We start from the raw sequence: 24,618 nt of genomic DNA, 5'->3' as shown, positions 1-24,618 counted from the left end.
ACCGGTCCCCGTCGTACGATGGAGGGCTGTGTCTGCGCCCTCCCCCGTCATCTCCTACCCGCCGGAGCTGCCCGTCAGCGCCGCGCGGGACGAGATCGCGCGCGCCATCCGCGACCACCAGGTCGTGATCGTCGCGGGCGCGACGGGTTCGGGGAAGACGACGCAGCTGCCGAAGATCTGCCTCGAACTCGGCCGCACGAGCATCGCGCACACGCAGCCACGGCGCATCGCCGCGCGCACGATCGCCGAGCGCGTCGCGGAGGAGCTGCAGGTCCCTCTCGGCTCGGCGGTCGGCTACAAGGTGCGCTTCACCGACAAGGTCTCCCCCGACACGACCATCGCGCTCATGACCGACGGGATCCTCCTCAACGAGATCCATCGCGACCGGCTGCTGCGCCGGTACGACACGATCATCGTCGACGAAGCGCATGAGCGGTCGCTCAACGTCGACTTCCTGCTCGGCTACCTCACGCGCATCCTGCCGAAGCGCCCCGACCTCAAGGTCATCATCACGAGCGCGACGATCGACCCCGAGAGCTTCGCGAAGCACTTCGCGCAGCGCGACGGCGCGCCCGCCCCCATCATCGAGGTGTCCGGCCGCACCTACCCCGTCGAGATCCGGTACCGCCCGCACGATGCCGACGACGACGTCGACGGCATCGTCGCCGCACTGCGCGAGCTCGACCGCGAGCCGGCGGGCGATGTCCTCGTGTTCCTGCCGGGCGAGGCCGAGATCCGCGACGCGATGGATGCCGTTCGCGGCATGTATGCGCGTGACGCCGCCCCCACCGAGGTCCTGCCCCTCTTCGGCCGCCTGAGCTCGGCCGAGCAGCACCGCGTGTTCGAGCCCTCGACGGTCGCGGGTGTGCGCCGGCGGGTCATCCTCGCGACGAACGTCGCCGAGACGAGCCTCACGGTCCCCGGCATCCGCTACGTCGTCGACACCGGCACCGCGCGCATCTCGCGCTACAGCAACCGCAGCAAGGTCCAACGGCTGCCCATCGAGGCGATCTCGCAGGCGTCGGCGCAGCAGCGCTCCGGGCGCGCGGGCCGCACGGCCCCGGGCATCGCGATCCGGCTGTACTCCGAGGAGGACTTCCAGCGCCGGCCCGAGTTCACCGAGCCGGAGATCCTGCGCACGAGCCTCGCGAGCGTCATCCTCCAGATGCTCGCGCTGGGGTTCGGCGACATCTCGTCGTTCCCGTTCCTCACCCCGCCCGACTCCCGCGGCGTCAAGGCGGCGTTCGACCTGCTCGTGGAACTGGGGGCGGTGCGGATGCCGCGCGCCCCGTCACGCGACGGCGAGGCATCCGGCCCGCGCCTGACCGACCTCGGTCGCGAGCTCGCGCGACTGCCGATCGATCCGCGCTTCGCCCGCATGCTCCTCGAGGCACGTCGCACGGGGGTGCTGCGCGACGTGCTCGCGATCGTCGCGGGCATGTCGATCCAGGACGTGCGCGAGCATCCCGAAGAGCGCCGCGACGAAGCGGACCGGATGCACGCGCGCTTCGTCGACCCGACGAGCGACTTCCTCACGCTCCTGAATCTGTGGAACCACCTGCAGGAGCAGCAGGCGTCGCTCGGCTCGAGCGCATTCCGGCGGCTGTGTCGCTCGGAGCACCTCAACTATGTGCGCGTCCGGGAATGGGTCGACGTGCACCGCCAGCTCAGCAGCCTCCTGCGGGCACCGCGCACGGGAGACGACGGCGTCGCCGACCCCGACGCGATCCACCGCGCGATCCTGTCGGGCCTGCTGTCGCACATCGGCATCCTCGACGCGCGCACGCTCAACCCGCCCAAGGACCGGCGCGGTCCGGGCGGCGGACGCCCGGGGCGGGGCGAGTACGTCGGTGCGCGCGGTGCTCGCTTCGCGATCTTCCCCGGATCTGCGCTGCGCAAGAAGAGCCCGTCGGCGGTGATGGCGGCGGAGCTCGTCGAGACATCACGGCTGTTCGCCCGCACGGTGGCCGCGATCGACCCCGCGTGGGCCGAGGATCTCGCGGGTGACCTCGCTCGACGGCAGCTGAGCGAACCGCACTGGTCGAAGACGGCGGGCGCGGCATCCGCGTATGAGAAGGTCACACTCTTCGGCGTCGAGATCGTGCCGCGACGACGTGTCCAGCTCGCGCGCTTCGACCGCCCCCTCGCCCGCGAGCTCTTCGTGCGGCACGCGCTCGTCGAGCGCGAGTGGGACTCGTCGGCGTTCCTCGGCGGCGACAAGAAGCTCACCGCGTTCGAGCGCCGCAACCTCGAGCTGCGCCGCCGACTCGAGAAGGTCGAGGAGCGCGAACGGCGCCGCGACATCCTCGCGGGCGACGAGGCCGTGTTCGCGTTCTACGACGCGCGGATTCCGCGCGACGTCTTCGATGCGCGATCGTTCGCGGCGTGGTGGAAGGAGACGTCGGTCCGCACGCCGCGCCTTCTCGACATGAGCGAATCCGACCTGCTCGACGAGGCGGCGCGGTCCGACGAGCGCGACTTCCCCGCGCGCTGGCGGCAGGGTGACCAGGTGCTGTCGCTCGCGTACCGCTTCGAGCCCGGCGCACCCGACGACGGCGTCACGGTCGTCGTGCCGCTCGCGCTGCTCGCGCAGCTGCGGCCCGACGGCTTCGACTGGCAGGTGCCGGGCATGCGCGACGAGCTCATCGCCGCGCTCATCCGGTCGCTGCCGAAGGCGATCCGTCGGCACGTCGTCCCGGCTGCGGACTGGGCGGCACGATTCTCGGAGGAGCTCGAGGGTCAGGGGCCCGAGTCGCACGACGGACTCCCGCCGACGACGCTGCGCGACGCGCTCGCGGCCCGCATCCAGCGCATCGCGAACCAGCCCGTGACCGCGGACGACTTCGACCTCGAACGCGTCCCCGCTCACCTGCGCATGTCGTTCCGCGCCGTCGACGAGCGAGGGCGCGCTGCCGGGTCGGATCGCGACCTGACGGCGCTGCAGCAGCGGCTCGCGGGGAAGGCGCGCGGCGCCGTGGCGACGTCGCTCACCCGGTCGCTCTCCTCCCCGGACGCCGAGCGGGCGAGCGGAGCGAGCGAGGCGAAGCGAGCTGAGGCACGCGCTTCGTCTCCGTCGCCTCGCTCCATCGCTCAGCGTCCGGGTGGGACGGGCGGCACCGGCTTCACCGAGGCGTCCGGACTCGCCGAGTGGTCCTTCGGCGACATCCCCGAGGTCGTCGACACCAAAGTCGCGGGCGGCGTCGTCCGCGGCTACCCGGCGCTCGTCGACGAAGGCGCGTCTGTCGCGACGCGCATCGAGGCGACGCCCGAGGCCGCCGAAGCGGCCACGCATGCCGGCGTTCGGCGCCTCATGCTGCTCGCGGTGCCCTCCCCCACGGCCTACGTGCTCGAGCACCTCACGTCGGCCGAGAAGCTCGCCCTCGCGGCGTCGCCCTACCCGTCCGCGAAGGCGCTCATCGAAGACGCGCGCGTCGCGGTCGCGGATGCCGTCATCGGGCGCACCGCGTCGGGAGTCGTGCGCTCGCGCGCCCAGTTCGAGCGGGTGCGCGACGCGTTCTCGGCGGCGGTCGTCGACGAGCTGTTCGCGGCGGTGTCGCTCACCGCGCGCATCCTCACGACCGCCCGCGAGGTCGAGCGCTCGCTGCGGTCGCAGAACTCGCTCACGCTTCTCGGGGCGCTGAACGACGTCAAGGCGCAGCTCGCCGGACTCGTGTTCCCGGAGTTCGTGTCGCGCACGGGGCTCGCGCGCCTCGCGCACGTGCCGCGCTTCCTCCAGGGTGCGCTGGAGCGCGTGCAGGGCCTCGCCGACAACGCCGGACGCGACCGGCAGCGCATGACCGAGATCGAGCGCGCGACCGCGCTGTACACCGAAGCGGGCGGCACGATTCCGCCCGCGCCGGATGCCCCGCAGGGGCTCGTGCACGTGCGGTGGCTGCTCGAGGAGTACCGCGTGAGCCTGTTCGCGCAGCGTCTCGGCACGGCCGAGCCCGTCTCGCCGCAGCGCATCGCGAAAGCCCTGCGCGATGTCGGGACGACGGCCCCCGCGGGCGCGCCGCGGCGCTAGCGTTTTCGGTATGGCTCAGGCGATCGTCTACACGGAGTTCGGATCACCCGACGTGCTCACGCTGGTCGACATCGACGTGCCGCCGCCTGCGGCGGGTGAGGTCGCCATCCGCATCGAGGCGGCCGGGGTCAATCCCATCGATGCGAAGCTGCGCAGCGGCGCGCGCGCCTCAGGCGAGATCACGAGCCCCCGCCGCGTGGGTGCCGACGCGGCGGGTGTCGTGACCGCGGTCGGGGAGGGCGTCGAGGGCCTTCGCGTCGGCGAGCACGTCATCGCGTTCGCCGCGCCCGGGTCGTATGCGACGGAGCTCGTGATGCCCGCGTCGCACGTCGTGCCGCGGCCGCCCGCGGTGTCGGCCGCCGAAGGCGCGGCGCTCGGCGTGCCGGTCGGGACGGCGTACCAGACGCTGCGCTCGCTCACCGTCGGCGAGGGCGACACGCTGCTCCTCCACGCCGGGTCGGGGGCGGTCGGCCAGGCGGTCATCCAGTACGCCGTGCTGTGGGGCGCACGGGTCGTGGCCACGTCGTCTCGGAGACGGGCCGATCGCGTGCGCGAGCTCGGCGCCACACCGGTCGAGTACGGCGACGGGCTCCTCGACCGCGTGCGCGAGGCGGCACCCGACGGCGTCACCGTCGCGATCGACGCCGCCGGCACCGACGAAGCGCTCGACGTGTCGGAGGCGCTCGTGGCGGACAGGAACCGCATCGCGACGCTCGTGCGCGGACGGGACGCGGCGGGGCGCGGCATCCGCGCCTTCTCGGGCGGCTCGCCGGTGCCCATGACCCCGCAGCAGCTCGCGTGGCGCGCCGAGGCGATGCCCGTGACGCTCGCCCTCATGGCGGCGGGCCGTTTCACGGTCGAGCTCGGGCCCACGCTGCCGCTGTCCGAGGCCGTCCAGGCCCACCGGCTTCTCGAGAAGGGCACCGACGGCAAGATCGTGCTCGTGCCCTGACGCGCCTACGCCGAGAGGTCGCCGGGCTCCGCGCCCGTCGCGACCGGACGCCCCGGCGAGTTCGACCACTGGCTCCACGAGCCCGGGTACACCGTCACGTCGATGCCGGCGACCACGCCCGCGAGGGCCGCGTGCGCGGCCGTGATGCCCGAGCCGCAGTACGCGGCCACGGGCGTGTTCTGCGTCGCGCCGGCCGCCTCGAAGGCCGCCCGCAGCTCATCCGGCGACCGGAGCAGCCCGTCGGAGAGGAGGGCCGAGATCGGGAGGTTCACCGCGCCGGGGATGTGCCCCGCGATCGGGTCCAGCGGTTCGACCTGGCCGCGGTAGCGCTCCGCCGCCCGCACATCGAGCAGCACGCCTCTGCCGGGCCATGCCGCCGCGTCGTCGATGTCGGCGATGCCCTCGGTCGCGTCGTGCAGCACGATGTCGCCCGACTGCGGCACGACGTCTCCCTCCTCGAGCGGCAGTCCCTCTCGCGTCCACGCCGACAGCCCGCCGTCGAGAACTCGCACGTCGGCGACGCCTGCGCGCGACAGCAGCCACCAGGCGCGCGCCGCCGCGAGCCCTCCCGCGTCGTCGTACGCGACGACCGTGTCGCCGGCGCGGAGCCCCCACCTCCGTGCCGCGCTCTCGAGCGCGTCGCGCGTCGGGAGCGGGTGGCGTCCGTCCTCCGGGCGTCCGTGCGACGCGAGCTCGTGGTCGAGGTCGACGTACACCGCGCCGGGGAGGTGCGCTTCGAGGTACTCGGACCGGCCGTCGGGACGATCGAGCCGCCAGCGCACATCGAGCAGCCGGGCGGTCCGCCCGCCGTCGAGCAGCGCCGCGAGCTCGCGGGCCGTGATCAGGGGATGCATGCTTCCATCATGGGCGGGCTCGCGACCCGCGGGCGCAACAGTTCGACACGTTCTTCGAGACCGTGTGCGCCCGCCGCGAGAATGGACGGCATGTCCGAGCCTTCCAGCGGCTTCGCGACGGCTCAGGTCCAGGCCGGGTACGAGCCCGGTGTCGTCCACAGCACGGCCGTCCCGCCGATCCACCAGTCGAACGCCTTCGCCTTCTCGTCGCTCACCGAGGCGCGCGAGCTGTTCGCGCTGCGCCGCGACGGAGACATCTACAGCCGGGCCGCGAACCCCACCGTGCTCGTGCTCGAGGAGCGCGTCGCCGCGCTCGAGGGCGGCATCGCGGCGGCGGGCGTGGCATCCGGTCAGGCCGCTGTCGCCGTCGCCCTGCTCGCGCTCGCCCGACACGGAGAGCACATCGTCGCCGCCCGTCAGCTCTACGGCGGCACGGTCGATCTGCTCGGCGAGACCTTCGCGGACTGGGGCATCGACGTGACCTTCGTCGACCAAGACGATGCGGATGCCTGGGCCGCCGCCGTCCGCCCCGAGACGCGCGCCGTGTTCGCGGAGTCGATCACCAACCCGAACGCGCAGGTGCTCGACCTGCGCCGCGTCGCCGCCGTCGCGCACGACGCCGGCGTGCCCCTCGTCGTGGACGCGACACTCGCGACCCCGTACCTGCAGCGCGCGAAGGACTTCGGCGCCGACATCGTCGTGCACTCGGCGACGAAGTTCCTCGGCGGCCACGGCACGTCGCTGGGCGGCGTCGTCGTCGACCTCGGCACATTCGACTTCACGCGAGAGCCCTCCCGATGGCCGCAGGTCACCGAGCCGTACCGTCGCGCGCCCGGCGGCAGCCTCGTCGAGCGCTTCGGCGCGCACGGGTCGCCGTACATCGCGCTCGTCAAGACGAAGTACGTCCACGACCTCGGGCCCTCGCTCTCGGCGTTCAACGCCTTCCAGCTGCTGCAAGGCCTCGAGACGCTCGACCTGCGCATGGAGCGCCACTCGTCGTCGGCGCTCGCGGTCGCGCGCTTCCTCGAGCAGCACCCCGCCGTCGAGCGCGTGCACCACCCGGGCCTCGAGTCGAGCCCGTGGCGGGCCGCCGCGGCCGAGTACCTCCCGCGCGGGGCGGGGTCCGTCTTCTCGTTCGACCTGCACTCGACCGGCGACCCCGAGCAGGACTTCGCACTCGCCGAGCGGGTCGTGGAGCGCCTGCGCGTCGTGCGGCTCGTCGCGAACATCGGCGACGCACGAAGCCTCATCGCGCACCCCGCCTCGATGACCCACAGTCACCTCTCCCCCGCGCAGCTCGCCGAGGCGGGCATCGCGTGGACGACGCTGCGCCTGTCGATCGGCCTCGAAGACGCCGCCGACATCATCGCCGATCTCGATCGCGCGCTGGCGGTCGCGGTGCCGACGGGGTCGGATGCGGACGAGGCGACGACGGATGCCGCATCCGCCGTCCCCGCCGTCGCCCGGTGACCGCGCGCATCGCTACGCTCGGGTCATGACCGACTCGACCTCCGGCCTGCGGTGGGGCATCCTCGCCGCGGGCGGCATCGCCAACGCGTTCACGAACGACCTCCGCACAGCGGGACTCGACGTCAGGGCCGTCGGCGCCCGCCGCCCGGGCGCCGCGCAGGCGTTCGCCGAGAAGTACGGGATCCCGCACGCGCACGAGACGTACGAGGCGCTCGTCGAAGACGTCGATGTCGACATCGTGTACATCGCGACGCCGCATCCGATGCACGCCGACAACGCGATCCTCGCGCTCGAGCACGGCAAGCACGTGCTCGTCGAGAAGCCCTTCACGATCAACGCGGCCGAGGCGACGCGCGTGCGCGACGTCGCGCGCGACCACGCCCTGCTCGCGATGGAGGCGATGTGGACCCGCTACCTGCCGCACATGGTGCGCGTGCGCGAGCTGCTCGCCGCCGGCGCACTCGGCGACGTGCGGGCCGTGTTCGCCGACCACACGCAGCGGATCTCGACCGATCCGAACCACCGCCTGAACGCCCTCGATCTGGGCGGCGGGGCCCTCCTCGACCTCGGCGTCTACCCGATCTCGTTCGCGTGGGACGTGCTCGGCGCGCCGCGCGCCATCGTGTCGTCCGCGCGGCTCGGCGAGACGGGCGCCGACACCGAGGTCGCGACGATCTTCACGCACGAGGACGGCGCGATCTCCACCTCGATCTCGGCGTCGCGGTCCGCGGGCCCGAACACGGCGCACATCGTCGGCACCGAGGCGCGCATCGACATCGACCGCGTCTGGTACACCCCGACGTCGTTCCGGCTCATCGCTCCCGACGGCGCGGTGCTGGAGGACTACGTCTCGCAGGTCGAGGGCCGCGGCATGCAGTACCAGGCGCTCGCCGCCGAACGGTTCGTCGCGGCGGGCCGGACCGACAGCGATGTGCTGCCGATCGACGAGACGATCGCGATCATGGGCGCCCTCGACGAGATCCGCCGGCAGATCGGCGTGCGCTACCCCAGCGAGACGGAATAGCGACGGAGAGCGCGGTCCGCTGGCACACTGAAGCCATGCCGGACTCGCAGAACGCCCGCGTCGCCGTCTACCTGGACTTCGACAACATCGTGATGTCGTGGTACGACCGCGTCCACGGCCGCAACGCGTACTCGCGCGATCGCACGCGCATCGCCGAGACCCCGATCGCGCCCGAGGTCGCCGAGCGCCTGCAGCGGGCGACGGTCGACGTCGGCGCGATCATCGACTACGCCGCGTCGTTCGGGACGCTCGTGCTCACGCGCGCGTACGCGGACTGGTCCTCCCCGGTCAACGCGGAGTACCGGACGCAGCTCGTCGCGCGTGCGGTCGACCTCGTGCAGCTGTTCCCGACGGCCGCATACGCGAAGAACGGCGCCGACATCCGGCTCGCCGTCGACGCCGTCGAGGACATGTTCCGCCTCCCCGATCTCACGCACGTCGTGATCGTCGCGGGCGACTCGGACTACGTGCCGCTCGCGCAGCGCTGCAAGCGCCTCGGGCGCTTCGTCGTGGGCGTCGGGGTCGCGGGCTCGACGGCGAAGGCGCTCGCCGCCGCATGCGACCAGTTCGACTCGTACGACGCCCTGCCCGGTGTCGCTCCCGTCGAGGCTCCGGAGCCGTCGGAGAAGAAGGACGCGGCACCCGCGCGTCGCAGGGGCCGCAAGAAGACGACCGATCCGGGGGCCGACCTGCTCGAGCGCGCTCTTCGCCTCGAGAGCGACAAGGAGGGCGACGAGTGGCAGCACGCGTCGGCCGTCAAGAGCCTCATCAAGAGGCTCGACCCCTCCTTCAGCGAGCGGGCGTACGGGCACAAGAGCTTCTCGGAGTTCGTCAAGGCGCACACCGACGTCGCCGAGGTCGACGAATCGGGCAACGTCGTCCTCATCCGCCTCGCACCCGGCAAACGCTGACGCCCACGGAGCGGGTGGTTCCCGGCACCTATTCCACCCCGTCCGGTACAGTGTCCACCGTGGTACGCCGGAACACTCCACCCGGCTCGCAGTCCTCGCTCCGGGAAGCGAACCGGGCGCGCCTGGTCGAGTCGCTCAAGCGCCATGGGCGCCTGACGCAGATCGAGCTCGCCGGCAGCACGGGTCTGTCGCCCGCGACGGTGTCGAACATCGTCAAGGAGCTCACCGCCTCCGGCATCCTCCACACGTCCTTCACATCCCGAAGCGGCCGTCGCGCGACCCTCGTCTCGCTCGCCCGCAAGGTGGGCCTCGTCGCGGGCGCGCACTTCTCGACGCGCCAGCTCCACATCGCGATCGCGGACGCCACGCGCACGACGGTCGCAGAAACCGCGATCCCGCTCGCGCCGGGTCACCGTCACGACGCCGAGCTCGACCGGCTGAGCATCCTGCTGTCCGAGATGATGGAGAACCTCGGCGGGTCGCTCGGCGACCTGCTGTCGGTCGGCGTCGCGCTCCCCGCGCCCATCGACCCGCGCACCGGCATGGTGTCGACCCCCGGGCTCCTCCCCGGCTGGGAGGGCATCGACGTCGCAGAGAGTCTCAGCGCGCGCATCGAGCGGCCCGTGTACGTCGACAGCGAGGCGAACCTCGGCGGCCTGGCCGAGGCCCGCGAAGGCAGCGGCCGCGCGGCGTCGTCGTCCGTCTACATCCGCGTCGGCCACACGATCAGCGCCGGCCTCATCGTCGACGGAGACCTCTTCCGCGGAGTGAGCGGCAAGACCGGCCAGATCGGCCACATGACGATCGACGAGAACGGCCCGATCTGCCGCTGCGGCAACCGCGGATGCCTCGAGACCTACGCATCCGCACCCGCGCTGCTCGCCCTCTTCCCCGAGAGCGAGGGCATGCAGCGCCTCGGCGATCTGCTCGCTGCTGCGGATGCGGGTGTCGGCGGCGCGATGCGCGTGATCGCGGACGCCGGGCGCCACATCGGCATCGCCGCGGCGAGTCTGTGCAACCTCTTCGACCCCGAGCTCATCATCGTGGGCGGCGAGCTCGCGCAGGCGGGCGAGATCCTCATGGCGCCGATGCGCCACGCCCTCGAGCGTTCGGCGCTCGCCGCCGTCGGCGGACTGCCCGAGATCGTCGGCGCGTCCTTCGGCGAGTGGGCCGAGACGCGCGGGGCGATCGCGATGGCGCTCGATCACGTGACGCTCGACGCCGACGTCATCCAGTTCACCGCGTAGGCTCGACCCACACGCACAGCACCTCCCACCCGCTCCCGCGTCCCGTACGAGAGCCGCCCGTGAGAAGAACCTTCGCCATCGTCGTCGCCGTCGCCCTGCTCGCCGGGCTGCTCAGCGCGTGCGTGCCGCAGGCCGGGTCGTCGGAGGGGACGATCGCACTGCTCCTGCCCGACAAGAAGACCGCCCGGTACGAGACGTTCGACCGCCCCGTCTTCGAGGCCCGTGTCAAGGAGCTGGGCGACTACGAGGTGCTGTACGCGAACGCCGATCAGGACGCCGCGAAACAGCAGCAGCAGGCCGAGTCGATGCTCACGGCCGGCGTCGACGTGCTCGTGCTCGACCCCGTCGACGCACGGGCGGCCGTGACGATCGTGAACGCCGCCAACGCGCAGGACGTGCCGGTCGTCGCGTACGACCGCATGGTCGCAGGCGGCGAGCTCGCGTACTACGTGTCGTTCGACAACACGCGCGTGGGTCGCCTGCAGGCGACCGCCCTCGTCGAAGAGCTCGAGGAGCGCGGCAAGCCCGACGGCGGCATCCTCATGGTCAACGGCTCGCCCACCGACAACAACGCGGCCAGCTTCCGCGACGGCGCGCTCGAGGTCATCCGCGAGAGCGGCCTGCGCGTGCTCGCCGAGTACGACACGCCCGATTGGAGCCCCGACAAGGCGCAGGCGTGGGTCGCCGGCCAGATCTCGCAGTTCGGCGACGAGATCGCGGGGGTGTACGCCGCGAACGACGGCACGGCGAGCGGCGCCGTCGCCGCACTCCGCGCCGCGAACGTGTCGCCGTTCCCGGTCGTGACCGGGCAGGACGCGGAGCTCACGGCCCTCCAGCGCATCGTCGCGGGCGACCAGCACATGACGGTCTACAAGGCTCTCAAGCAGCAGGCGACGCGCGCCGCCGACGTCGCCGTCGACCTGATCAACGGGCGCACGGTGGAGGGAGACCTCGAGGTCGACGGCACCCCCGCGACGCTCCTCGACCCGGTCGCCGTCACGATCGACGACATCCTCGACACGGTCGTCGCGGACGGGTTCTGGACGGTCCACGACATCTGCACGCCCGAGTACGAGGCCGCGTGCGAAGCGGCGGGCATTCTCTGAACCGCTCTGGGAGGATTGACGCGTGACTGCCGTGAACCCCTCCCGCGCGGGCCGCCCGCGCGAGCGCGTGCTGACGATGCGTGGGATCGGCAAGCACTTCGGCGCCGTCCGGGCGCTCACCGACGTCGACTTCTGGGTCAACGAGGGCGAGGTCGTCGCGCTCGTGGGCGACAACGGCGCGGGCAAGTCGACGCTCGTGAAGGTGCTGGCGGGGGTGCATCCGCCGGATGCCGGAACCATCGAGTTCGACGGCGACGAGGTCACGATCTCCAGCCCGGCCGACGCGCAGGAGCTCGGCATCGCGACCGTCTTCCAGGACCTCGCGCTGTGCGACAACCTCGACGTCGTCGCGAACCTCTGGCTCGGGCGCGAGCTGGTCAGCGAGGGCAAGCTCGACGAGGTCGACATGGAGCAGCGCACGTGGGCGCTGCTGCGCGAACTCGCCGCGAAGATCCCGTCGGTGCGGATCCCGGTCGCGTCGCTGTCGGGCGGCCAGCGCCAGACGGTCGCGATCGCACGCTCGCTCATCGGCGAGCCGCGGGTCGTCATCCTCGACGAGCCGACCGCCGCCCTCGGCGTCGCGCAGACGGCCGAGGTGCTCAACCTCATCGAGCGCCTGCGCGAGCGGGGCCACGGCGTCGTGCTCATCAGTCACAACATGGCCGAGGTGATGGCGGTGGCCGACCGCATCGTCGTGCTGCGGCTCGGTCGCAACAACGGCGAGTACAACGCGGCGGATGTCACGAGCGAGACGCTCATCGCGGCGATCACGGGCGCGATCGACAACACCGGCACCCGCCGCACGCCCACGGGGCGCACGCCGACCGTGCCGGCGGACAAGACCGACGACCGCCCGAACGCCGACGTCATCCCGCTGACCTCGCGCGAACCGCGTCGCGGACGGCGACGGGGCGGCGCGTCGTGACGGACGAGGCGATCGACTCCACGGGGGTGCGCGGCTCCGCCGAGCGCCTGTGGGCGCGCATCCGCGGCGGCGATCTCGGCCCGCTCCCGGTCATCGTCGGGCTCGTCGTGATCTGGACGGTGTTCCAGGCGCTCAACCCGGTGTTCCTGTCGAGCCGCAATCTCGTCGACCTCACGATGCAGTGCGCGTCGATCGGCATCATCTCGCTCGGGGTCGTCGTCGTGCTGCTGCTCGGCGAGATCGATCTGTCGGTCGGGTCGGTCTCGGGGCTCGCGGCGGCGATCCTCGCTGTCGGGTTCGTGCAGCTGCGGTGGCCGCTGATCCTCGCCATCGTGGCGGCGGTGGCGACCGGATGCCTCGTGGGCCTGCTCTACGGCTGGCTGCACGCGCGCTTCGGGCTGCCGAGCTTCGTGGTGACGCTCGCGGGACTCCTCGGGTTCCTCGGGCTCCAGCTGTGGGTCCTCGGCGAGACGGGCTCGATCAACCTGCCGTTCGACTCGTGGATCGTGGAATTCGCGCAGCAGTGGTTCCTCCCCGAGTGGGCCTCGTACGTCGTGGTCGTCGTGTCGGTCGCCGCGTACGCGTGGTCCCTCATGCGGCGAGCGCGCCGCCGTGCGGCGGCGAACCTCGAAAGCCAGAGCTACCGCGAGATCGCGCTGCGCGCGGGTGCACTCCTCGCCTTCCTCCTCGCGGCCGCGTGGTACCTCAACCTCGCGCGCGGCGTCGGAATGATGTTCCTGTTCTTCGTCGCGCTCGTGGTGGCGATGCACATCATGCTGACGCGCACGCGCTGGGGACGCGCCGTCTACGCGGTGGGCGGTTCGGTCGAGGCGGCGCGGCGCGCCGGCATCCGCGTCGACCGCATCTACCTGTCGGTGTTCGCGCTGTGCTCGAGTCTCGCGGCCGTGGGCGGCATCCTCGCCGCCGCGCGCCTGGCCGCGGCGAACCAGAGCTCGGGCGGCGGCGACACGAACCTCAACGCCATCGCTGCCGCGATCATCGGCGGCGCATCGCTGTTCGGCGGCCGCGGCACGGCGTTCGCCGCGCTGCTCGGTGTCATCGTGATCCAGTCGATCTCGTCGGGACTCACGCTCCTGAACTTGAACTCATCGGTGCAGTTCATGGTGACCGGCGCCGTGCTCGTGCTGGCGGTCATCGTCGACTCGATCTCGCGCCGCACGCGGGCCGCGACAGGCCGCGCGTAGGCCTTCGCCGTCGCGGCATCCGATCGAATCGTTTCGTTTCTGAATTCACGCGCCGAACGCCGATCGCAGGTTGCAAAAGCGTTATGTTCAAGACTTGACGCCAAGGGGTCGGCCCGGAAGTATCGACCCAGCGCGAACTGCACCAACCTCGCGATCGCGAATTCAACGACGAAAGGCGAATGATGAAGAAATCATCACTCCTCGCCGCGGCCGCTCTCAGCGGCGCGGCGGCCTTGCTGCTCACGGCGTGTGCCGGCAGCGGCGGAGGCACCCCCACGGATGGCGGCGACGGCGGCGGCGAGGCCGCGGGCCGTGCGTGCGTGATCCTGCCCGACGCCGCGTCGTCGCCCCGCTGGGAGAACTTCGACCGCAAGTACCTCCAGGAGGGTCTGGAAGAAGCCGGGTTCGAAGTCGACATCCAGAACGCGCAGGGCGACGTCAACAAGTTCTCCACGATCGCCGACCAGCAGCTCACGCAGGGCTGCGGCGTCATGCTGCTCGTCGACTACCAGGGCGCCGCCGAGGCCGTGGCCGCGAAGGCCAAGGCCGAGGGCATCCCGGTCATCGCCTACGACCGTCCGTTCGCGGGCGCCGACTACTACGTGTCGTTCGACAACGTCGAGGTCGGCCGCCTGCAGGGCCAGACGGTGCTCAACGGCCTCGAGGCCGCGGGCGTCGACCCCGCAGAGGCCGTCGTGGTCTACATCGGCGGAGACCCGACCGACGGCAACGCGAAGATGTTCCACGACGGCGCCGACGAGGTGCTGTCCGCGGCGGGCATCACCCCGGCCGCCGAGCCGCCGGGGGCATGGGACCAGGCCAAGTCGCAGACCAACTTCGAGCAGGCCCTCACGAGCCTGAACGGCGTGGTCCACGGCGTCTGGGCCGCGAACGACACGAACGCCGCGGGCGTCATCAAGGTCCTGCAGGACAACAACCTCCAGGGCGTTGCCGTTTCCGGCCAGGACGCGAACGTCGCGGGTCTGCAGAACATCCTGCTCGGCTGGCAGACCGCCACGGTCTACAAGCCGGTCAAGGACGAGGCCGAGGCCGCCGTCGAGGTCGCCATCGCGCTGCTGAGCGGCGAGACGGTCGAGACCGACGCCGAGCTCGAGGACGGCACGCCGTACGTCCAGGTGACGCCGCTGCTCGTCGGCCCGAACGAGGTCAAGGACGTCATCGCCGCGGGCGACGCGTCGTACGACGACGTCTGCACGCCCGACGTCATGGCGGCCTGTGAAGAGTTCGGAGTCACGCCGTAACGTAACGGTCAGAAGCCGCGGGGGCGTCGCGTCAACGAGGCGCGGCGCCCCTCGCGCGCTGAGTCCGACACCGCAAGGAAGCGAGTATGTCTCAGACCCTCACCGCGACTGAGCCGATCATCGAGTTGATCGGCGTCAAGAAATCGTTCGGCCCCGTCAACGTCCTCAAGGGGGTCGATCTCAAGGTCTACCCCGGCAAGGTCACCGCCCTCGTCGGCGACAACGGTGCCGGCAAGTCCACGCTCATCAAGGGCCTCGCCGGCGTCCAGCCGTACGACGAGGGCGAGGTGCGCATCGACGGGGAGCACCGTGATCTGCACAGCCCGCGCGCGGCCGCCGAACTCGGCATCGAGGTCGTGTACCAGGACCTCGCACTGTGCGACAACCTCGACATCGTGCAGAACATGTTCCTCGGACGCGAGGAGCTCTCGTTCGGCACCTTCGACGAGGGCGTCATGGAGCGCGAGGCATCCGACACCCTTCGATCGCTCTCCGTTCGCACGGTCAAGTCGGTGCGTCAGAAGGTGTCGTCGCTCTCGGGCGGTCAGCGCCAGACCGTCGCGATCGCGCGTGCCGTGCTCAAGAAGGCCCGCGTCGTGATCCTCGACGAGCCGACCGCGGCCCTTGGCGTCGCGCAGACCGAGCAAGTGCTCAACCTCGTGCGCCGGCTCTCCGACCAGGGCGTGGCCGTGATCCTCATCAGCCACAACCTCGCCGACGTCTTCGCCGTGGCCGACGACATCGCCGTGCTGTACCTCGGGCAGATGGTCGCCCAGGTGCCGACGAGCGAGACGACGCGCGACGACGTCGTGGGCTACATCACCGGCACGAAGACCATGGAAGGCGTCGACATCGTCGAGACGTCGAGCATCAACACCGAAGGGGACGTGTGATGAGCAGCAACGCGACTCGTACCGAAGCCGCGCCAGATCCCGTCGCCGGGGACCTCATCGGCAGCGGCGTCGAGGGCGGCCTCGGCGACCAGGTGCGGGCGTGGTGGCAGCGCGTGCGCAGCGGCGACATGGGCGCCCTTCCGGCCGTCGCGGGGCTCCTCGTGCTCGGTGTCCTCTTCTCGTTCCTGAGCCCGTTCTTCCTCACGGAGCGCAACTTCGCGAACCTGCTCAACCAGGCGGCGACGCTCGTCGTGCTCGGCATGGCGCTCGTGTTCGTGCTGCTGCTGGGCGAGATCGACCTGTCGGCCGGCGTGACCGGCGGCGTCGGCATGGCGCTGTTCGTCGTGCTCAACGCCGTGGTCGGGATCGCGTGGCCGATCGCGCTCCTCCTCGGGTTCGGATTCGGATTCCTGACCGGCGCCTTCATAGGCTTCTTCGTGGCACGCGTCGGGATTCCATCCTTCGTCGTGACACTGGGCCTGTTCCTGGGCTTCCAGGGCCTCGCGCTCGTGATCATCGGGCCCGGCGGCCTGTACCGCCTGCAGGTTCCCGAGCTGATCGCGATCCAGAACGGCAACCTCCCCGTATGGGGCGGGTGGCTCATGCTCGCGATCATGGTCGCCATCTCCGCGGCCACGTCGTTCTGGGACCGTGCACGCCGCACGCGTGCGGGCGTGCCGAACCGCGCGATCTCGCTCGTGTGGATCAAGCTCGCGAGCATTGCGATCATCGGCGGCATCGTCGTGTACGTGCTCAACCAGAACCGCGGCCAGTCCGTCGTCGAGGTGTCGGGCGTGCCGATCGTCGTCCCCGTCGTCCTCGCGATCCTGTGGATCGGCACCTTCGTGCTCGACCGCACGAAGTTCGGCCGCTACATCTACGCGATCGGCGGCAACGCCGAGGCGGCTCGCCGCTCCGGCGTCAAGGTGCGCTGGATCAAGTGGTGGGCGTTCGTCATCTGTTCGAGCCTCGCAGTGCTCTCGGCGCTGCTCAGCGTCGCGCGCGTGGGCTCGGTCGACGCCACGGTGGGTCGTGACATCGTGCTCTCGGGTGTCGCGGCGGCGGTCGTCGGCGGCGTGAGCCTCTTCGGCGGCCGCGGACGCCTCATGCACGCCGCCATCGGTGCCCTCGTCATCGCGACGATCACCAACGGCCTCGCGCTGCTGCGCCTTCCGGCGGGCGTCAACCTGCTCGTCACGGGCGGCGTGCTGATCCTGGCGGCGACCGTCGACGCGGTTTCGCGTCTGCGGTCGGGCGGCACGCGAACCTAGCTCGCACCTCCGTGCTCACTCCGCGACAGGCGTCGGTCGAGTCGACCGGCGCCTGTCGCGTCTTCGTCCGGCGCTCGCAGCCGGCGCGTCACTCCGTGACGGCGAGCACCTCGTCGACCCACGCGGGCACGAGCACGCTCGCGGGTCCCGTGCGCGCGACGTCGAACGGGACGAGCCCGTCGGTCGCCTCGAGGTTCAGCTCGACCGTCCGTGCGCCGAACGCCGATGCGAGGGCCGCGTACCCGGCGGCCGGATACACGCTCCCCGACGTCCCGATCGACACGAACACGTCGCACGCGACGACCGCCCGCTCGATGCGGTCCAGGTCATAGGGCATCTCGCCGAACCATACGACATCCGGCCGCAGCGCCCGTGCGCCGCACGCCGGACACGGCGGCCGATGGATGAGGTCGTCACGCCACTCGGGCCGCGCCCCGCATTCGGTGCACAGCGCGCGGTTGAGCTCACCGTGCATGTGCACGAGGTTTCGGCTTCCGGCCCGCTCGTGCAGGTCGTCGACGTTCTGCGTCACGACGAGCACGTCGTCGCCGAGCGCTCCTTCGAGGCGCGCGAGGGCGCGATGCGCGTCATTCGGCTCGACGGATGCCGCGGCCCGCCGCCGCGCGTCGTAGAAAGCCTGCACCGTGTCGGGGTCGCGCTCGAACGCCTCGGGCGTCGCGACGTCCTCGACACGGTGGCCCTCCCACAGCCCTCCCGCGTCGCGGAACGTCGGCACGCCGCTCTCGGCCGAGATGCCGGCGCCGGTGAGCACGACGATGCGCATGGGCTCCATTGTCGCGCGCGCCGCGCCCGTCGGCGCATCCGCCTCCCCCACCTGCTCCGCGCCCGTCGGCGCATCCGCCTCCCCCACCTGCTCCGCGCCCGCTCCGGGCCAGCCCGCCCACCCCGCCCCGCCCCTGCTCACCCCGCCCTTGCTCACCGGGCCCTTGCTCACCGGGATCAGGACATCTGGCGGATGCAGGACGATCGGCGTCGGATCCTCCGGCATCCGCCAGATGTCCTGATCTCGAAAAGCGGTGCGAACTCGAAAAGCGGTGCGAACTCGAGAAACGGCACGAAAGGCGCGCCGACGGATGCTCCGTGCACGCCCCACTCAGCGGGTCGGGTTGCACGACGCCCTCCCCCATGTGGTTCCCTGATTCACGATGAGCGACATCGGCCTGCGATCCGAACGCGGGCCCATCCTGCTCGCGCTCATGCTGTCGATGTTCCTCATCGCGATCGACTCCACGATCCTGTCGACCGCGGTGCCGACGATCGTGCGCGATCTGGGCGGGTTCGCGCTCTTCCCGTGGCTGTTCTCGATCTACCTGCTCGCGCAGGCGGCGACCGTCCCGGTGTACGCGAAACTCGCCGACACGTTCGGCCGCAAGCCGATCATGCTCGTGGGTGTCGGTGTGTTCCTCCTCGGGTCCGTGCTGTGCGCGACCGCGTGGGACATGCCTACCCTCATCGCGTTCCGGGGGCTTCAGGGCATCGGCGCCGGCGCGATCATGCCCACCGTCCTCACGATCGCGGGCGACATCTACACGGTGCGTGAGCGCGCCCGCGCGCAGGCGTATCTGTCGAGCGTGTGGGCGATCTCGGCCGTGGTCGGGCCGACGCTGGGCGGCGTGCTCGCGCAGTTCGCGTCGTGGCGGTGGATCTTCTGGATCAACCTGCCCCTCGGCCTCTTCGCGCTCTTCCTGCTGTGGCGCAACTACCGCCCCGCGTTCGAACGCCACCGCCGGCGCATCGACTATGCGGGAGCCGTGCTGTTGACGGCTGCTCTCGTGCTGCTCGTGCTCGGGGTGCTGGAGGGCGGCGTCGACTGGGACTGGCTGTCATGGCAGTCGTTCGCCGTGCTCGGCGGCGGATTCGTGCTGCTCGTGGCGTTCGTGCTCGTCGAGCGCCGCGCCGACGATCCGATCCTCGCGCCGTGGGTCTTCCGCAGTCGCCTCGTGAGCGCGACCGCGCTCGTCGGGCTGCTCATCGGGGTCGTGCTCATCGGCCTCGTGTCGTACACGCCCACGTTCCTCGAGGCGACGACGGGCGCATCTCCGATCGTCGCGGGCCTCGCGGTCGCGGGCCTCATGATCGGGTGGCCGATCAGCGGAGCGCTCGCGGGGCACGTCTATCTCCGCATCGGGTTCCGCTCGACGACCCTCGTCGGTGCGAGCATCGTGATCGCGGGCGCCGTGTGGCTCGCCGGCTTCGCGTTCGCTCCATCGGCCCTGCTGACGGGCGTCGGATGCTTCATCGTCGGCTTCGGCCTGGGATTCGTCGCGAACCCGTCGCTCATCGCCGCCCAGTCATCCGTGGAGCTGCGTCAGCGCGGCGTCGTTTCGGGCACCAACGCGCTCGCGCGCTCCATCGGCAGTTCGCTCGGAGTGGCGGTGTTCGGCGCGGTGGCGAACAGCCTCATCGACGACCGAGGCGGCCACGAGACCGCGGCGGCCGTGCAGGCCGGTGCGATCGGCGTGTACATCGGCGTCGCGATCGTGTCGATCGCGATGCTCTTCGCGTGCACGGCGATCCCGCACGTGCCGATCCACGAGGAGCAGTCGCGCTGATCTGCCGCGCGGCCGCATCCGGGGTCAGCGCAGCAGCGCGCGCAGCGTCTGGATCGTGTCGGCTTCGGTGGGGTTCTTGTCGGGGCGGTACGCCTTGACGCGCGCGAAGCGCAGAGCGATCCCGCCCGGGTAGCGGGTCGACCGCTGCACTCCGTCGATCGCGATCTCGACCACTGTGACCGGATGCACGTGCACCGCGTACGCCGAGCGGTGGGTCTCGATCGTCGGGAAGTACTCGGTCTGCCAACGCAGCAGCTCGTCGGTGAGCCCCTTGAAGGTCTTCCCGACCATGACGAACCCGCCCTCGGGCCCGAACTCCCCCTCGGGGTCGTAGGCACCGAGGTGAAGATTCGACAGCTGCCCCGTGCGTCTGCCGGACCCCCACTCGACGGCGAGCACGACGAGGTCGTAGGTGAGCACGGGTTTGACTTTGATCCAGCTCTTGCCGCGGCGGCCGGCCGCATACGGCGAGTCGATGGCCTTCACGACGACGCCCTCGTGGCCGGCGGCGAGCGCCTCGCGCGAGAGCTCGTCGGCCGCCGCCGGATCGGCGGTGACGGTGCCGGGGATCCGCCACCGCCCCGCGACCTGCTCGAGCACCCTCTGCCGATCGACGAGAGGCTCGTCGATGAGGTCGCGGCCGTCCGCGTGCAGCACGTCGAAGAACCACGGGCGCAGCACGAACTGCGGCGCCGTCTCGGAGCCGAACCGCGCCATCGTGTCTTGGAAGAGCCGCGGCCCTCCGTCCTCGTCGAGCGAGAGCGTCTCGCCGTCGAGGATGAGCCGCTCGGCGGGCAGCGACCGCACCGTCTCGACGATCTCGGGCACGCGGTGCGTGATGTCGGCGAGGTTGCGCGTGAACACGCGCACGTCGTCGCCGTCACGGTGCACCTGGATGCGGGCGCCGTCGAGCTTGTATTCGACGGATGCCTCACCCACCGTCTCAACGGCTTCGGCCGCCGACGCCGCGGTGGAGGCGAGCATCGGCAGCACGGGGCGTCCGACGCGCAGCCCGACCGCGTCGAGGGCGGCGGGCGGCTCGGCGAGGGCGATGCGGGCGGTCTCGCCGAGATCGCCCGCCAGCATCGCGGCCCGTCGCACGGCCGCCGCAGGACGATCCGACGCCTTCGCGATCGCATCGAGGAGCACTCCCTCGAGCGCTCCCGTGCGCAGCTCACCGAGCACGACCCGCACGAGGAAGTCCCACTCGCGCTCGGTCGCCCGCCGCGCGAGCGCCTCGAGGGCATCGCGCCGCGCGGCGACCGAGCCCGCTCCGGCGGTCCTCGCGAGCGTCTCGAATGCGGCGTCGGCATCGAGCACCGTGAGCGTCGGCCCGGTGGCGTGCTCGACAGCGAGGTTCGCGAACCCACGCCATCCGACGCCCAGTCGCCCCTGGCGGGGACTCGCCGTCAGCAAGCCCACCGCGATGGGCAGCTCGTCGGGCGTCAGCCCGCCCAGAAGCGTCGCGAGTGCGTCGATCTTGGCGAGTCGCGAGCGCGTCGCGGCGACCGCGTCGACGGTGTCGACCACCTGGGACAGCAGCATCCCCGCATTCTCGCACCGCCGTCCGACACGGTCGGCGCTCACCGCGCGCTCCCCGGGATCACGCGATCAGCCGCGCCACCTCGCCGACGTTTCGGAAGTAGGCCGCGAGGTCGGGCTCCTCGCGCGGCGGCTGCAACACGATGTCGTCGATCCCGGCGTCGGCGAAGCGGGCGATCTCGGCCGCGACCTCATCCGGCGCGCCCGCAAGCACCGCGGCACGCGGATCCGAGCCCGGCAAGATCTCCTCCACCTCGGCGGCGGCGCGGGCTGCGGCGTCCGGCTCGAAGGCGGCGACGACGTACGCCGCGACGTCGAACCGGTCATCGCGCCCCGCTTCGGCGTGACCTGCTCGCACCGCCTCGACCGAGCGCGCGATCGCATCGGGCGCGTACCCGCTGTTGAGGAGCACGCCGTCGGCGACGGCTCCCGCGAGCCGCAGCGTCTTCGGCCCCTCGGCGGCGCAGTACACGCGCGGCGCGGCGGCGGGCGGCCAGTCGAGCCGCACGTGGTCGAGCGTCACATAGCGCCCGTCCACCGTGACCTCTTCGCCGGCGAGCAGTGCGCGCAGCGCGGGCACGTACTCTCGCATGAGCGTCAGCGGCGACGCGGCCCGCGCGCCGACCTGCGCCATCCACGGCAGCACGCCGTGCCCGACGCCCGGCAGAAGCCGCCCCGGGCACATGCGCTCGATCGTCGCTATCTCCATCGCGGTCGCCGCGACGTTGCGCAGCGGCATGGGCGCGATGCCGATCCCGATGCGCAGCCGCTCCGTCCACGCGAGAGCGGCGGATGCCGTCGCGAACGCCGACTGGCGGAAGCAGTCCTCCCAGATCCAGAGCTCGGGAACGCCCGCCTCCTCGGCGGCTTCGACCGCGGCGCGGAAGGCTTCGGGCGGGTTCGGGTACGGACTGAAGATGGCGCCGACGCGGGTCATGCGGCTACTCTGCCGCCGATCGCCGACATCCGCGACATCGCCGGATGCGGGGGTCACCCCCCGGTCGATTCGGGGGCTGGCGGCATCGCCCCGGCCGCACGCCGGTCCTAGCTTGAGCGCATGAGCGTGCACAACGGGGTCGCGACCACGACCCGACCCGCCTCGACCGGCCCCTCACCGAGCCCCGGTCGACTCGGCACCCGCATCGGATGGACCTGGGTGCTGCTCTCGTCACTCGCGATCGTCGCCTACGCGGTGGTCCCGTACCTCACAGCCGCACTCTCCGATCTCGCCGAGACAGGTGGAGGAACCGCGGGTCTCGCGGACCACTACGCGACCCAGTCCCCCGTCGTCGTCGGCGGCTTCTACGCGCACATCGTCGGCGGAGGCGTCGCGCTCGCACTGATGCCGCTGCAGTTCGTGCGGATGCTGCGCGAACGCGCTCCGAAGGTGCACCGCTGGATCGGCCGCGTCGCGCTCGTCGGCCTCGCGGTCGGCGCCGTCGGAGCCCTCGTCATCGCGCCGTTCAACTCCGCGGGTCTCGTGGGCCTCTTCGGGTTCGGCGGGCTGGGAATGGTGTGGCTGTACGCCGGATGGCGCGCGTACCGCGCGATCCGGCGCGGCGACGTCGCGAACCACCGCGCGTGGATGATGCGCACCTTCGCCGTCACCTACAGCGCGGTGACGCTGCGGCTCTGGCTGTTCGCCCTCATCTTCGCGCAGATCCCGTTCGCCGGCCCTGACGGCTTCGACTTCGAGGCGGCGTTCGACAACGCCTACGGTGTGGTGCCGTTCCTGGCGTGGATCCCCAACCTCCTCGTCGCCGAGTGGCTCATCCGCCGCCGCGGACTGCCCTCGTACCGGATCGCGCCGCCCAACGCCCGAGAGTCGGTTCGGGCACCGCGTCAGACGCTCGACGCCGCCGTCTCGATGAACCGCGTGTAGGCCGCGACGTCGTCTTCCGCGACGATCGCGCGCAACACGACCTCGTCGACGGCCGATCGGTATTCGCGGATGCCGCGTCCGAAGTCGTCCGGACGGAGCACCGTCGCCCCCGGGGCGATGCCGAGCCGCTCGAAGTTCGCCCGGTACTGCGGGAACGCCCCGTAGCGGCCCGCCTCCTCCTCGAGCCGCTGCACGGCGTCCGGGTCGAGCGCCGTGCGCACGTACAGTGCGACGTGCGCGTCCGGGCCCGCGGCGCGCGCCTCGGCCGCCTGCGCCTTCGCGGCTTCGGCAGTGAGCCAGCTCAGCAGCACGCCGTCCGCCTCCGCGGCGCCGAGGCGGCGCATCCGTGGCCCCAGCGCCCCGATGAGCACGCGCGCCGACGTCACCTCGCGCAGTCGCCGCACAGACTCGCGCATGAGCGCGAGCACGCCGGAGCGCGCTGCGCCCGACCCGATGCCTAGCACGAGCCGGTCCTGCGGGAGCGCACGCACCGCGTCGGCGATCGACTGGGGCGGGCGGCGGTCCATCGGCACGACGCCGGTCGCGAGAGTGAGCCGGTCGGTGACGGCTGCCGCCGCCGCGACCGCCGCGAGCGCGTCGGCGCCCGGAGTGTCGTTGACCCAGAGGGCGTGGAACCCCGCCGATTCCACGGCGGGGGCGATCGCGGCGATCGTGTCGGGGCCGAGGGCCGCGGCGACGCCGATCGAGACGAGAGCTTCAGGCATGCTTCGAGCATGCCCCGGATGCGGCAAGCCCCGCCACCCGGGGCGGGGGCGGCCTCACCCCGCGGACGACGGCGCCCACTCGAAGCCGTCAGGGTCGGTGAACGATCCGCCGTCGGAGTGGATGAGCAAGCGGTGCGAACCCGTTCCCGCGGGATCGACGTCGACCGACTTCGCGAGCGCACGCCGCTTGTAGAGACCGAGACCGATGCGGCTCGAGGGCAGCGCGAAGTCGACGTAGCTGCCGAAGCCCTTCGCGACCGACAGACCGCGTGCGGTGTAGAACTTCTTGCTCGCCGAGACGTCGTCGGCCCCGAGCAGCAGCACGATGCTCTCGAACTCGCGCGTCGCCGGTGCCGAGTCCTTCTTCGTCGAGCTCGCGAGGTTCCAGATGGCGCCGTCCGGCGCCTGCACGACTCCACCGAAGCCCCACAGCGACTTCTCGGTCGGCTTCACGACCGTCGCCCCGGCCGCGACGGCGGCGTCGAAGAGCGCCTGCACGTTCGCCGGCTGAGCCGTGACGAGCGACAGTGTGAAGCCGCGGAATCCGCCCGTCTCCGACTGCGCCGCGCGGGTGCGCACCTGCGAGTCGAGGCCGAATGCGGTCCGGTAGAACGCGGCAGCCGCTTCGGGGTCGGGCGCTTCGAGAGTCACCGCATCGATGGAGGTGATGGTCGTGTTGTCCGTCGTGTTCATACCGGCGACGCTACGCGGGTGGCTCGTCGCACACTTCTCGATTCCTGCTCGATGTGCAA

Annotated in this window: 20 protein-coding genes; 14 read left to right on the top strand and 6 right to left on the bottom strand. The window is 71.6% G+C overall.

Annotated features, from left to right (window positions below):
• Positions 1-28 precede the first annotated feature (28 nt).
• A complete protein-coding gene (gene hrpA, locus VNR19_RS03180) occupies positions 29-4,024 on the top strand; it encodes an ATP-dependent RNA helicase HrpA (protein WP_325723820.1) in 3,996 nt (1,331 codons plus the stop codon).
• A gap of 10 nt (positions 4,025-4,034) precedes the next feature.
• Positions 4,035-4,976: a quinone oxidoreductase family protein gene (locus VNR19_RS03175; protein ID WP_325723818.1), complete on the top strand. Its 942-nt coding sequence runs from the start codon at positions 4,035-4,037 to the stop codon at positions 4,974-4,976.
• A 5-nt stretch (positions 4,977-4,981) separates the two neighbouring features.
• Here VNR19_RS03175 and VNR19_RS03170 read toward each other — a convergent pair whose 3' ends face one another.
• A complete protein-coding gene (locus VNR19_RS03170; RefSeq protein ID WP_325723816.1) occupies positions 4,982-5,830 on the bottom strand; it encodes a sulfurtransferase in 849 nt (282 codons plus the stop codon).
• 90 nt (positions 5,831-5,920) lie between these two features.
• Here VNR19_RS03170 and VNR19_RS03165 point away from each other — a divergent pair, with 90 nt between their 5' ends.
• The 10 genes from VNR19_RS03165 to VNR19_RS03120 all read left to right on the top strand — a co-directional run bounded on the left by VNR19_RS03165 (position 5,921) and on the right by VNR19_RS03120 (position 17,144).
• Positions 5,921-7,300, top strand: coding sequence for an O-acetylhomoserine aminocarboxypropyltransferase/cysteine synthase family protein (locus VNR19_RS03165; RefSeq protein ID WP_325723815.1), 1,380 nt, complete (start codon positions 5,921-5,923; stop codon positions 7,298-7,300).
• Positions 7,301-7,325: 25 nt separating this feature from the next.
• Complete coding sequence (locus VNR19_RS03160) at positions 7,326-8,324, top strand: Gfo/Idh/MocA family protein (RefSeq protein WP_325723813.1); 999 nt, start codon at positions 7,326-7,328, stop codon at positions 8,322-8,324.
• Positions 8,325-8,359: 35 nt separating this feature from the next.
• Positions 8,360-9,235 carry an NYN domain-containing protein gene (locus tag VNR19_RS03155; RefSeq protein WP_325723811.1) on the top strand — a complete coding sequence of 292 codons (876 nt, stop codon included), beginning with the start codon at positions 8,360-8,362 and terminating at the stop codon, positions 9,233-9,235.
• 59 nt (positions 9,236-9,294) lie between these two features.
• Complete coding sequence (locus tag VNR19_RS03150; protein ID WP_325723809.1) at positions 9,295-10,482, top strand: ROK family transcriptional regulator; 1,188 nt, start codon at positions 9,295-9,297, stop codon at positions 10,480-10,482.
• Positions 10,483-10,541: 59 nt separating this feature from the next.
• Complete coding sequence (locus VNR19_RS03145; RefSeq protein WP_325723807.1) at positions 10,542-11,588, top strand: sugar ABC transporter substrate-binding protein; 1,047 nt, start codon at positions 10,542-10,544, stop codon at positions 11,586-11,588.
• Between the two features lie 76 nt (positions 11,589-11,664).
• Positions 11,665-12,513 carry an ATP-binding cassette domain-containing protein gene (locus VNR19_RS03140; RefSeq protein WP_325723886.1) on the top strand — a complete coding sequence of 283 codons (849 nt, stop codon included), beginning with the start codon at positions 11,665-11,667 and terminating at the stop codon, positions 12,511-12,513.
• Entirely contained in the window at positions 12,510-13,718 is a 1,209-nt protein-coding gene (locus tag VNR19_RS03135; protein ID WP_325723805.1) for a sugar ABC transporter permease, read from the top strand. The genes VNR19_RS03140 and VNR19_RS03135 overlap by 4 nt, the downstream gene beginning before the upstream one ends.
• Before the next feature lie 182 nt (positions 13,719-13,900).
• A complete protein-coding gene (locus tag VNR19_RS03130; RefSeq protein ID WP_325723803.1) occupies positions 13,901-14,980 on the top strand; it encodes a sugar ABC transporter substrate-binding protein in 1,080 nt (359 codons plus the stop codon).
• An 86-nt stretch (positions 14,981-15,066) separates the two neighbouring features.
• Positions 15,067-15,873, top strand: coding sequence for an ATP-binding cassette domain-containing protein (locus VNR19_RS03125; RefSeq protein ID WP_325723801.1), 807 nt, complete (start codon positions 15,067-15,069; stop codon positions 15,871-15,873).
• A complete protein-coding gene (locus VNR19_RS03120; protein WP_325723799.1) occupies positions 15,873-17,144 on the top strand; it encodes a sugar ABC transporter permease in 1,272 nt (423 codons plus the stop codon). Before VNR19_RS03125 ends, VNR19_RS03120 begins: the two co-directional genes overlap by 1 nt.
• An 88-nt stretch (positions 17,145-17,232) precedes the next feature.
• Here the strand turns inward: VNR19_RS03120 and VNR19_RS03115 are convergent, their stop codons facing one another.
• The gene (locus tag VNR19_RS03115; protein ID WP_325723798.1) at positions 17,233-18,099 is read right to left on the bottom strand and encodes an NAD-dependent deacylase; all 867 of its coding nucleotides are present in this window, start codon (positions 18,097-18,099) and stop codon (positions 17,233-17,235) included.
• Between the two features lie 211 nt (positions 18,100-18,310).
• Between VNR19_RS03115 and VNR19_RS03110 the strand changes: the two genes are divergently transcribed.
• On the top strand, positions 18,311-19,717 hold the full coding sequence (locus tag VNR19_RS03110; RefSeq protein ID WP_325723797.1) for an MDR family MFS transporter: 1,407 nt from the start codon (positions 18,311-18,313) through the stop codon (positions 19,715-19,717).
• Positions 19,718-19,741: 24 nt separating this feature from the next.
• Here VNR19_RS03110 and VNR19_RS03105 read toward each other — a convergent pair whose 3' ends face one another.
• Positions 19,742-21,262 carry an ATP-dependent DNA ligase gene (locus tag VNR19_RS03105; protein ID WP_325723795.1) on the bottom strand — a complete coding sequence of 507 codons (1,521 nt, stop codon included), beginning with the start codon at positions 21,260-21,262 and terminating at the stop codon, positions 19,742-19,744.
• Between the two features lie 58 nt (positions 21,263-21,320).
• Positions 21,321-22,196 carry an LLM class flavin-dependent oxidoreductase gene (locus VNR19_RS03100; RefSeq protein WP_325723793.1) on the bottom strand — a complete coding sequence of 292 codons (876 nt, stop codon included), beginning with the start codon at positions 22,194-22,196 and terminating at the stop codon, positions 21,321-21,323.
• A gap of 120 nt (positions 22,197-22,316) precedes the next feature.
• Between VNR19_RS03100 and VNR19_RS03095 the strand changes: the two genes are divergently transcribed.
• Entirely contained in the window at positions 22,317-23,141 is an 825-nt protein-coding gene (locus VNR19_RS03095; RefSeq protein WP_325723791.1) for a DUF2306 domain-containing protein, read from the top strand.
• On the opposite strand, the gene VNR19_RS03090 is transcribed toward VNR19_RS03095, so the two are convergent.
• A complete protein-coding gene (locus VNR19_RS03090) occupies positions 23,102-23,866 on the bottom strand; it encodes an LLM class flavin-dependent oxidoreductase (protein WP_325723789.1) in 765 nt (254 codons plus the stop codon). The genes VNR19_RS03095 and VNR19_RS03090 overlap by 40 nt on opposite strands.
• A 54-nt stretch (positions 23,867-23,920) precedes the next feature.
• The gene (locus tag VNR19_RS03085; protein ID WP_325723787.1) at positions 23,921-24,559 is read right to left on the bottom strand and encodes a VOC family protein; all 639 of its coding nucleotides are present in this window, start codon (positions 24,557-24,559) and stop codon (positions 23,921-23,923) included.
• Positions 24,560-24,618: the final 59 nt, after the last annotated feature.

This window comes from Microbacterium sp. (assembly GCF_035556355.1).
Lineage (GTDB): Bacteria > Actinomycetota > Actinomycetes > Actinomycetales > Microbacteriaceae > Microbacterium.
The sequence above is the reverse complement of the archived record's forward strand: the minus strand, read 5'-3'. Positions and strand labels throughout refer to the sequence as shown.